The 10,942-nt window shown below is 39.4% G+C and carries 8 protein-coding genes and 5 pseudogenes; 5 read left to right on the top strand and 8 right to left on the bottom strand.

The features are described 5' to 3' along the window. The 3 genes from CWC17_RS19445 to CWC17_RS13550 form a co-directional block, all read left to right on the top strand. Positions 1 to 222: hypothetical protein (locus tag CWC17_RS19445; RefSeq protein WP_212750651.1), on the top strand; the 222-nt coding region annotated here is incomplete at its 5' end. A 170-nt stretch (positions 223 to 392) separates the two neighbouring features. Further along, positions 393 to 809: an MgtC/SapB family protein gene (locus tag CWC17_RS13555; RefSeq protein ID WP_055016441.1), complete on the top strand. Its 417-nt coding sequence runs from the start codon at positions 393 to 395 to the stop codon at positions 807 to 809. A 140-nt stretch (positions 810 to 949) separates the two neighbouring features. Then, positions 950 to 2,134 carry an acetyltransferase domain-containing protein gene (locus CWC17_RS13550; RefSeq protein WP_138613412.1) on the top strand — a complete coding sequence of 395 codons (1,185 nt, stop codon included), beginning with the start codon at positions 950 to 952 and terminating at the stop codon, positions 2,132 to 2,134. Positions 2,135 to 2,196: 62 nt separating this feature from the next. Here CWC17_RS13550 and CWC17_RS13545 read toward each other — a convergent pair whose 3' ends face one another. Further along, positions 2,197 to 3,222 (bottom strand): energy transducer TonB, encoded by a 1,026-nt coding sequence (locus tag CWC17_RS13545; RefSeq protein ID WP_138540697.1) that lies wholly within the window; start codon positions 3,220 to 3,222, stop codon positions 2,197 to 2,199. Between the two features lie 344 nt (positions 3,223 to 3,566). Continuing rightward, positions 3,567 to 5,474 (bottom strand): beta-ketoacyl synthase, encoded by a 1,908-nt coding sequence (locus tag CWC17_RS13540; protein ID WP_138613410.1) that lies wholly within the window; start codon positions 5,472 to 5,474, stop codon positions 3,567 to 3,569. Positions 5,475 to 5,598: 124 nt separating this feature from the next. Here CWC17_RS13540 and CWC17_RS13535 point away from each other — a divergent pair, with 124 nt between their 5' ends. Next, on the top strand, positions 5,599 to 6,609 hold the full coding sequence (locus CWC17_RS13535; protein ID WP_138540699.1) for a GlxA family transcriptional regulator: 1,011 nt from the start codon (positions 5,599 to 5,601) through the stop codon (positions 6,607 to 6,609). Between the two features lie 36 nt (positions 6,610 to 6,645). On the opposite strand, the pseudogene CWC17_RS13530 reads toward CWC17_RS13535, so the two are convergent. The 5 genes and pseudogenes from CWC17_RS13530 to CWC17_RS13510 form a co-directional block, all read right to left on the bottom strand. Then, positions 6,646 to 7,053: pseudogene (locus tag CWC17_RS13530) on the bottom strand (MgtC/SapB family protein); the annotation flags it as partial. Beyond that, positions 7,023 to 7,211: pseudogene (locus CWC17_RS19815) on the bottom strand (peptidase C39 family protein); the annotation flags it as partial. The pseudogenes CWC17_RS19815 and CWC17_RS13530, both read right to left, overlap by 31 nt. Further along, a pseudogene (locus tag CWC17_RS13520) lies at positions 7,195 to 7,350 on the bottom strand (RimK-like ATPgrasp N-terminal domain-containing protein); the annotation flags it as partial. The pseudogenes CWC17_RS13520 and CWC17_RS19815, both read right to left, overlap by 17 nt. Positions 7,351 to 7,405: 55 nt before the next feature. Continuing rightward, a pseudogene (locus tag CWC17_RS13515) lies at positions 7,406 to 7,945 on the bottom strand (transposase); the annotation flags it as partial. Positions 7,946 to 8,264: 319 nt separating this feature from the next. After that, positions 8,265 to 9,095: a nuclear transport factor 2 family protein gene (locus tag CWC17_RS13510; protein ID WP_138613406.1), complete on the bottom strand. Its 831-nt coding sequence runs from the start codon at positions 9,093 to 9,095 to the stop codon at positions 8,265 to 8,267. 99 nt (positions 9,096 to 9,194) lie between these two features. On the opposite strand from CWC17_RS13510, the gene CWC17_RS13505 reads away from it, so the two are divergent. After that, entirely contained in the window at positions 9,195 to 9,587 is a 393-nt protein-coding gene (locus tag CWC17_RS13505; protein ID WP_138613404.1) for a winged helix-turn-helix transcriptional regulator, read from the top strand. Positions 9,588 to 9,873: 286 nt separating this feature from the next. On the opposite strand, the pseudogene CWC17_RS13500 reads toward CWC17_RS13505, so the two are convergent. Next, a pseudogene (locus CWC17_RS13500) lies at positions 9,874 to 10,886 on the bottom strand (transposase). Positions 10,887 to 10,942: the final 56 nt, after the last annotated feature.

Below are 10,942 nucleotides of genomic sequence, written 5' to 3'. Positions count from 1 at the left end.
CAGTACAAACCCACCAACCAAGAGATATTCGCCCCTAGGCACACCCAGCAGGGCAGCGCATGTTTGGCATTTATACGACGTTATCGCCTATTTATGGGGAATAACCATACTACACAGGCTCTGCCTTGGCTAAATACCAAACAAGCTGCTGTAAATTTAACCTCGAAAGATAAACAGTCCCTAGTCATTAATAATAAAATAATACGCACTTTGCAAAATTAATTAAACGCATAGGTAGGATTTACTTGTAAAAGCGTTAGTTAATCATGTAAATATTACCAATTAAATAATAAGCGCCCACCTATAAAATATTTAATTCACTGAATATCAACAATAAAATCATTGGCCTGTCGTTTGCTATCAATATACACCTTTTACCATTAGAGACCATTATGGAAATTGATTTACAGTGGAATGAGATCATCGATAATTTAATTCACCTTGGTATAGCCTATTTGCTTGCCCTACCTATGGCTTATGACAGAGAGCGAAGTAATGACGGAGCAGGCTTAAGAACATTTCCTCTAGTTGCTGTAGCCTCGTGTGGCTATGCTGTTATTGCAATGTCGGTGCTAGAAGGTGCTGAGGCGCAATCTAAAATGTTACAAGGAATAATAACAGGTATAGGTTTTATTGGTGGTGGCGCAATTTTAAAAAATAATAAATCTACGTCGGGCACTGCAACAGCTGCAAGTATTTGGAATATGGGTTTAATTGGTATAGCTGTGGCATATAACCGCTATGAAATCGCCATAGTATTAGCTGTCATTAATTTTATAACACTCAGATACGTTAAAAAGTTCAAGTAATACATATTTGGGGAGTTACGCTTAAGCGGTGCTAATAAACCACAGATTGTCATTTCCTAAATTTGAGGCGCTCACTCTCGCGTGACGTTATTTTATAACATATAATACCGGCATATTTTATCTCCCTTTTGAGCTTAGTTATGTCGACCCCAGCTTCACCCCCTCGATTACATCATATTGATTTACTTCGAGGTATTATCATTATTTTTATGGTCATAGACCACGGCATGTATTACTGCCTAAATTATTCAGTCACCGATCCGATGACGGTTCCTGGTACTGATCCCCTCACCTTTTTTACCCGTTTTGTTTCGCACTTTTGCGCTCCTTTATTTGTTTTTTTAGCGGGGCTTTCGGCAGCCATAACTGAGCATAAATACACTTCCACTAAAGCATTTTCACAAAGCTTAATTATTCGTGGTTTAGTACTTATTTTGTTTGAATTTACTATCGTCTCATGGTCGTGGAGTTTCAACCCCGCTTTCCCGATGCTATACGCGCAGGTTATTTGGGCAATTGGCTGGGGCTTTGTTATGCTTGGGCTACTTCGTTTAATTGGCTTATATGCTGTATTTATAGCAGGTTTGCTATTAGTGTTCGGCCACAATTTATTTGATGGGGTAAGTTTTGAGCCAAATACGCTGGCAAATACACTGTGGTCTATAGCACATCAAAAAAATGTACTCGAACTGCCTTTCGGTTTTAAAATCAGAACAACCTACCCCGTAGCTCCCATTATAGGCTTAATGGCAATGGCTTATTGCGCTGGCGTTTATTACAAAGCAAAAAAATACAGTGCAAAAGCAATAAACCATGCAGCTTTACTGGGCGTTAGTTGCTTAGCTTTATATACAATACTACGCGGTTTTAATTTATATGGTGATACATCAACATTTACTATTCACAGTAATACTCTTGATACCATTATGTCGTTTTTAAACCCAACCAAATATCCGCTGTCGTTACAGTTTATGTTGCTAACAGTAGGCCTTGGGCTTATCGCACTTAAATTTTTAAGCCGTCTAAAAACCGATTTTTCACGTGGGTTTTTACAGGTACTTGGCAAAACCAGTATGTTTTCGTACCTTGTACATCTGTATTTGTTGCATGCACTAGCGTGGTTGCTTATCCCTGTTTTGGGGCTTAAATATAGTGATATGACCTACGGTGAAACCCTTGTTGGTTTACCGCCAGGATATGGAATGAGCTACGTAGCTACACTTACTTTTATAGCTGTTGTTATTGGGCTTACCACTTTACTTGCTAAGCGCTACATTACTTGGAAACACAATAACAAACACAGCTTAATTGCTAAATACATTTAAAAAAACAAAAAACCCCGCATAATACTGCGGGGTTTTAGTTGGTAAGCATACTCAGTAATAATCTATAAAAAGCTTTTACCGCTTTGTTTAAGAGTCACAGTTTGAGCAAAAGTGCTTTTAATTAATAAACCGCATCGCACATCATTTTTAGAAATTTCAATCTTATCAATAGTGCTTAAATCATAATTAACTACTTTGTTTTCACATCTAAGCTGCACTTTAGATAACGGCTTGTCTGATTTAAGTTCCACTTCACTTTTAGACAAGAGCGGTAAAACAGCCTGCTCAGATTCAAGTGAAATTTGCTGACTTATTTCACCCGAATTTTTATATATATCGTTCACTTGCGCTAATAGCTGTGCTTTATTTTGCTCTGAAAAGATTATTGAATCAATATTGTCTAGTGCATCAATCGCATCGTAAGCGCGCACAAAATCTTGTTTTGATATAAACCATTGCAGTGCATTTTTAATTACACGCTTTTTTATTTGATCTGGTAAGTTATCTCTAAACAAAAAAGCTTCATAAATATGCTTATCAAATTTTTCCCAGTCTTTTACAAAGTAGCTATATTGGCTTTTTAGCCACGCCAATAAAACTATTTCAACGGTGTTTTTAGTATGCTCGTTTTCAAGTTCTGTAATATATGTTTTAGCCTCATCGTATTTTTTATCATCAATAAGCTGGCTGGCTTTTTTATAATCGTCGAAAAAGCCAGGAGATGCTTGATCGTTAGAAAAACTAGCGTGCACATTTTGTGAGCTTACCTTAATTGTTTTAGCTGTGGGTACAGCATTACCATTTATGCGCGCGCTTTTATAATTGAGTTTGGAAACGTAATCGATGGCTTCTCTTTGATATTTTTTTTGTCCTGCCGTGGCCACAATTTCGATATCACTTACCTGCCCGTTTTCATCAACCACGTAGCTGCTTAAGTTAATGCCTTCTAACCTTGATGCGCGTGGTGAGGTATTAGTCAGTTGATCGTAATTTTTATTTATTACCTGTGCAGGTACAAAGTCATCCGCTGATACTGGTGGTAGAGTGAAGGTTGAAGCTAAAGAAAGTGTGAGTAAACGTTTTTTCATCGAGTTATCCATCCTAGATTATGTTTCTAATATAAAAACAAAGGTACTCCATAAATCCAAATAAATCCAAATAAATCCAAATAAATCCAAATAAATCCATAAAAGCATGTCATTTTTTCATCAATTTTATACCAATCCGTTTAATTAATTTCTCTATTGTGAGGTTGGAAAAACGTGTTGCTAACCAGCAAAATAATCTTATTTAGTTGTTCTAAATAATATTTTAACGCCGATAATGGGTCGTTTAGGCACACGAAATGATTGAGTATGGCGAGTAGGTATTATAAAACTCAAGCATAAAAAAAGGCGCCTTTCATAGCGCCTTTGGATTCAAGTATGTGTGCTTAAGACATATCTTGATAGGAGTGGGTTGTATTAAACGAAATAGCTTTATCAAAGCCAGGAAGCTCTATCCCTGCTTCGCCGATTACAATATCGTTATCGTCAATGGCGCCATCACCAAAACGATAGACTAATTCGTACTTACCAAGGTCAGCTTGCGTTTTATAAGTATGTTGCGCGGCAATAACAGATGTATTTTTATCTGCATAACTACTCATAACCTCATCACCGTGGCGCTTAGCAAGCATTTGCAGTGTTACTTTAGCGCTCAGTACAGTGGCTGTGGCGTTATTTCCGCCAAAACCTTTTGAGTTTATAAAGGCTATGTCCATATCGCCACAGTCGTAGTGGCTGTTACGTATATCTAAATGATCTGCATAAACATCGTCAGCAACTTTATCTATGGTAGTAATGCCCGGCATAATATTATGGCTAAATACACCCAGCGCAATCGCTAGCTGATCGCCACTAGCAGGGGCAATTGTATGCCCTACATAGGCTTTAGGCGCCGTTACTTTCCAGCTATCAATGGCAAACGTTTGCGCTACTTTATGGTAAATAAGTGACTCTGTGACTCTATTTTGCGGTGTGCTTGATCCATGCGCTAAAATAAAGCTGCGCTTTTGCAGCGCCTCTTTACCTAATATGCTTTTTGCAAGCGCTACAGATTTAGCCATGGTAATGTAATTACCAGGGCCAGGAGAAGTGATTGATTTTTTTATGCCATCAGCATTTACAAATACATCAGGTACAGAGCCCATAATGTCTGCACCTAGTTCAAGTGCTAACGCATCGTCCATTAAAATAGCCACTTGTGCACCTTCACCTAATGTAAAGCCGCAGTTTTCACCAAATGGACGGCTGCTTTTACGGTAATCGGGCTCTTGTTCACTGCTTAAATTATCTAAACGGCGCAGGCCTTCAACATTGGCAAGGGCGCTCATATTGCCAAAACCTTCGACCACTTCTGGCGTAATAGCGCATTCAACACTTGCTACCACCGCAACACGGGTACGTCCTGCTTGAATATCGTTTACTGCAGCGCGTAAGTTATATAAAAATGTTGCACATGCGCCCGAGGTAGAAAACGTAGTCCCTACATTACCTGTAACGTACGCGTTTATAAAATCGGTCGACATCGTATTTAAGCCAAGTGCTAATTGCTTAGTACTAACACGATCGCCCTGCTGGCGCGCTTTAACTAAACCACCTAATCCTTTATCGTCCATTTGGCCAATAACAGAGGCTGAATAGGTACCAATTTTATCTGGCTCTACGCTATTCATTATACGTTGCCAGTCAAGGCCCGTTGACTTAATGGCATCATTTGCTGCAAATATAGTCGCTTGCAAACCACGCGGCTGGTAACGGCTGTTATACATAATTGATGGATCAAACCCAGTAGGAAACTGCCCCGCCGATTTAATTGGGTTATCACGTGTAGAATCAAGCTTTACGTCTAAATCTGCGGCTATTGTTACTTTTACTTTTTTGCCATCAAGCGCTTGTACTTCCCAGCTTGCAGGCACTGGGGTTGGTAAGTCGCGCGCGCGAGTTTCAAATACTATTGCGTTTTCGTCAGACGACTTTAACGTCATTTTTTGCTGCCAAGGGGTGGCGTCTGCGTCAAAATGCTCTTTTTCAATTTTACGAATAAGTGTGCCAGCTATAATTTGCTCACCAAAGCGTGCTTCTATGTCGCTTTGCTCAACATTATTACCGTTTGTATCTTGTAATTGACCATCAACAACGCGTACTAAGTTCATTAATGTGGCGAGGCCTAAATATGTTTCACTACGAGCTTGTGCGTCTAATGCGTCTAACACGATACGGCGGTAACCTTGATGAAAAGAAGTACGGCCAGCGGCGTTAATACCACCCATGCCTACTATTACGGGTAATGCTGTCATAATTAACCTTTAAAACGTGTTATGGGAGAAGCCAACAGTTTAATTGGATTAACCATAGCGCTTTATGCTTTAATAGCCAAATATTAAGCATTTAAGGCCAAAAAGTACTGGTCGGAGCATTCACATGCAAAACAAAACTGTCAACCCAGCGTTAAATATTGCCATAGCAGTGTATCCGCATTTGCTTATTACTAGTTTAACACTGCCTATAGAAATGCTTAGAGCAGGTGAGGCTTATGCAAAAGGCCATTTAAGTCACACGGATTTTAGACCGCTTAGTATAAACTTAATTGCTAAAAATATTGAGCCAATACAAAACCGTAGTGGGCTTGCCATAGTACCCGACGGCACTACACACAACGCCCCGTACAACGATTTAATTATAGTACCCGGCATATGGCGAAACCCCCGCCCTGTCGTACGTACTAATAAAGAAGTGGTTGAATGGCTACAAGAAAGCTTTGAAACCGGCAGTCATATAATTGGTGTAGGTACGGGTAATTGCCTAGTTGCAGAAGCGGGCTTACTTGATGGCCACCCTGCTACAACCCACTGGCATTATGCAAAACAATTTAGCCACGACTACCCATTGGTAGATTTAAAGCCCGACTTTTTTATCACCCAATCTGAGCGTATGTATACGGTGGCAAGTTTAAATGCGCTTGCAGATGTGATCGTACATATTATTAGCCAATATTATGGCAAGGCGGCTGCGCAACACGTAGAGCGTAACTTCTCGCATGAAGTACGTAAACCCTACGAAGATCAACGCTATCTTGAAGGCGCAGTTGACCGACATCCAGATGAACTTATAGCGCAAATTCAGTTTTGGCTTAAAACTAATTTAGCCAGCGAGTTAAGCTTACAAGAAGTAGCCGCCCAATTTAGTTTAAGCTATCGTACCTTTACACGGCGCTTTAAACTTGCCACTAATCAAAGTGCGATAGAATATTGGCAGCAATTACGGGTAGAAGGCGCTAAAGAGTTGTTAGCATCGTCTAATTTAACGATTCAGGAAGTGGCGCTTGAGGTTGGCTATAACGACCAAGGGCATTTAACACGCATATTTAAAAAAGTGCTAAGCCAAACGCCAAGCGAGTACAGAAAAGTAGTACGAAGAAAACTATTTGGCTAATGCAAATAATAACGCCACTAAATTAGTGGCGTTAAATCAGTGGTTTTCTGTGTCGTTACAGTCTTTTCGGTAGTAACGTTTTTGATAATTTTTTACTTTAGTGTGTACGCCTTTACTTAAGCTTTTAAATTTTACCTCAAGTACATCTACGCCGTATAAAATAACAACCACCAGCACCGAAAGTTTAATAGCAGCAGCTAGATTGTCAGTGGCTATCATTACGCCAATTGAGGCAAGCACCCAAATGGTTGCAGCTGAGGTTACCCCAACTACGGCCCCGTCTTTTGCAAGCATAACGCCAGCGCCTAAAAAGCCAATGCCTGTAATTATTTACCCCACTACACGAGAATGATCAATCACATCGCCTTTTAAGTTAAATGCAGTTGCTAAAAACAAATACGTGCCCAGCGTTATTAAAGCTGAGGTACGAATACCCACAGGTTTTCGGTTCTTAGCCGTTGGTCACCAAATGCTGACATTTTACAAAAATCACTGAGCGCTATAGGTACGTACTGGCAATCTATTGCGAGTTGTTTATCGCTTCCTGGCTTGTAAAATGGGTAGTGAACATACATGTCATGATCAATAGTAACCCTTACCCAAGTATTGGCTTGAGTCGCATAAATTAATAATGCGGGTTTTAGGTTCATTATGTTTTGGGTAATCACGTAAGTAACTATTAAACGTAATTACATTTTCGAACGATTGAGCAAGTGCTTGCTCGTTGTTATCAACCACTATTAAGGTTTTAAATACTACTTTTCCTAGTTAAGTCAGAAATACTTTGCGCATGTTAACGCTTTTGTACACTGGTACGGTCTGACTCTTCTGGGGTATTAGCCATTTTTGCTCTAATGGGGTTTAAATCTACAAAGCCATACAGGCGACAAGTGCGGCTTCATCAGCAGTGCTTGTGAGCTAAATCGCCCCTCCAAAAACCTACCTGTGCAGTTATCTTCTTTATTTGGTTTGCGGGCAATGTCTTCATTTAGTAATCGCATAAACCAGCTAATGCTTGCTAGACGTTCACAGTATTGGTTTACTGTTTGATTAAAAGTGATAAGTTCCGCTTTATTATTTAGCCTATTCGCTTTTTTATCATCAATATACAACACTAAGTATGTATGATTGCTCATAACAGCATAAGCACAGACGTCAACACAAAATACCTTGGCTAACTCAAGCAGTTTGCTTCAACCCAGCCTCTACGATGCTCGTAAGACTTGCCTGTAAAATGGTCTTCGCCACATAAAAATGCACGGCGTACTCAACGTGATATACAGTGGTAGTACTTTGTATCAACCAAACTTATTTGACACTTCCTTGCAATTGCCATAAGACATCCTGCTTACTTTTCACACTGATAAAAGCCTAGGACTTAATTCACTAAACTGCAAAAATTACGATGAATGTCACTTTTATTGATTATTCCCAGAGACCGCAGGACGATTAAGAGATGTATTCATAACTGATAGAGTCAATGTAGCTATATTAACCGATGGGGAAGATGCAAAGCTTATGGCAAAAAGAAAGACCTGACCCCATTATTTCTTTTGAGGTCGAATTACTTAATTTTTAGTTTTAGAGAATGTCATGCGCAGCAGGATTATTAAGTCATGCTGCGTTTTACTGTTTAGTTATTCATCAATTTATTTTTAAAACATACCATTATCATGTGCGAACTCGGTTGGTATTGTTTGTACCGCATCCCAGTGTTCGACAATCATGCCATCTTCTAATCGCCATAAGTCGCTAAATGCAATGGGCTGATCATCAAAAACCCCCTCTGATTGAGTAAATACAAAGTTGCCTTCCGCAACTATATTATGCATTTTGGTATAGCCAAAAGAGATATTATTATTAGTTAAATCGTTTATAAATTGCTTTAACCCTTCTCTGCCTTCAGGCACAAATGGACTATGTTGAATATAATTTTTAGCAATGTATTTATCAATCGCGTCTTGTTTTCCGTTGATAAAAAGCGCATCAATTAATTGGCTGACACGTTGTTTGTTTTCGGCTGTTTTGTCTAGGTCTTTAATTTCAGTTGACCCGCCAGTCATACTACGCCCGCTGACTGTGTCAATAATTTCATTCTGAATGACATCCCAATGTTCTACCACTTTGTTGTTTTTAACTTTAAAGAGATCTATCGCGACTTTAGCGCCATTAACCTGAGCTTGTTGGTGAATCATAACAAGGTCGTTTTCTGCAATAATACGTATTGGTGTGATGGTTATTTCGGTTTGTTGGCGTTCGAGTAAATCGATGAAATCGAGTAGTCCAGCTCTGCCATCTGCGACTACGGGGTTATGTTGGCGATATTCAGGCGCGGTGTACTGTAATATGTAATCACGATCAAATTTCACAATGCCTAGTTCTAATAGACCCAGCGCAATTTCTTTATTGGTGTTTTGCTGGTTAGCGCAAGCTGTGACACTTAATGCCAATCCAACGGCTGCGGTCTTTTTTATTAATGATTTCATCTTTTTTATCCTTTTTGTGGGGCTTTATTTATGCTTTAATTATTATGAATATATGGCTTCTTAAAAGGAAGTAGGCACTTTTTAGTAACTGGAATAAAGATGAAAAAACAAAACGAAATTGAAAAAGCATTGGGATTAGACTTATGTCCTATTCGAACAATACTCGCTCAAATTAGTGATAAATGGACATTATTAGTCATTATAATTCTGGGTGATGAAGAGCTTCGATTTTCGCATATTGCCAAGAAGATACCGGATATATCTCAGCGAATGTTAACGCAAACGTTACGCAAATTAGAACGAGATGGATTAGTGCTTCGTAGAGTCACTCCAACAATACCACCGCGGGTTGACTATAAAATAACAGCGCTGGGGAAATCATTATTTGAGCCTTTAGATAGCATGTCTAAATGGGCTCAAGATAATCAAGCTGCGGTGCTCGCGGCACGCAGTAAATTCGATCTAGAAGCTGAAAAACTAAAAACCGCATAGTGTAATGCTATTTTGTGCTTATTGCTCTGAATGATATTTTCGGGAATAACATTAAAATAAACAGCCACTCCAATTTTACACTAATCTAGCGCGCCACTAAATTTACTTTTTTGGCCTAAGAGTTCATTTCTTTTTATATCTTTACTCGCGCGTCACACATTAAATAAACCATTATCACTGTTAAACCTGAATTAAGCGCATGGAAATATCTACATAACTGTAGCTTTAATTTTACTGAGTAGTTTAAGCTTTATGCGAGTAGTTTTTCGCAGTTACTTATATTTGATCACCGTTTCCGCTTTAAACCTTCACAGTAACCTGCTTGGGAGTGGATCTGCCCACTGCACCATGGAATAAACGCGTAAATTGTGTGATGAGTTTTAACCAGTTTTCTGGGGGAGATATTAAGTCTTTCGAGGAAGGGGGAGTGTGTACTTTCAATATACCCTCGCTTGTCTTCTCGTAAGCAACGCCCTGTTAATTCAAAAAGTTCAAGGTACGATTTAAGCTCAAACGGGAGTCCTTTTGGCATTACCTGACGTGGCATACCTGCAAAGCGAAGGAGTTGTTTTGGTTGTTTGCTATCCTTTTTTGCGCATGTTAGACGCTTTTGTACACTGGTATGGTCTGGCTCTTCTCGGGTATTAGCCATTTTTACTCTAATGGGGTTTAAATCTACATAAGCCATACAGGCGACAAGTGCGGCTTCATCAAGCAATGCTTGTGAGCTAAATCGCCCCTCCTACAAAATTGTATGGAACAACTTTGAACGCCATAGGCGGCCCGAAGGGTGAGCGCTATGGATGGCAGCGAATAAAACCTACCTGTGAGTTATCTTCTTTATTTGCTTTTCAGGCAAAATGTCTTCATTTAGTAATCGCATAAACCAGCTAATGCTTGCTAGACGTTCACGGTATTGGTTTACTGTTTGATTAAAAATGATAAGTTCTGCTTTACTTAGCTTTCACCCTGTGTGTACTTTTGCGTAAGCACGTTGCCTTCACAGAGTTTATGCCAACGAATAACAATCGCTTTATCATTTAGCCTATTCACTTTCTTATCATCAACATACAACACTAAGTGTGTATGATTACTCATCACAGCGTAAGCACACACATCAATACAAAATATCATTGCTAACTCAAGCAGTTTGTCTTCAACCCAGCCTCTACGATGCTCATAAGACTTGCCTGTAAAATGGTCTTCACCACACTAAAAAGCACGGCGCACGCAACAAGAAATACAGTGGTAGTATTTTGTATCAAGCAAACTTATTTGACGCTTTCTTGCAATAGCCATAAGGCACCTTGCTTACTTTTCACACTGCATAGAAGTTAGCCTCTAACTTCGAAAAG

It is taken from the genome of Pseudoalteromonas sp. S3785, assembly GCF_005887365.1.
In the GTDB taxonomy this organism is placed as follows: Bacteria; Pseudomonadota; Gammaproteobacteria; order Enterobacterales; family Alteromonadaceae; genus Pseudoalteromonas.
The sequence above is the reverse complement of the archived record's forward strand: the minus strand, read 5'-3'. Positions and strand labels throughout refer to the sequence as shown.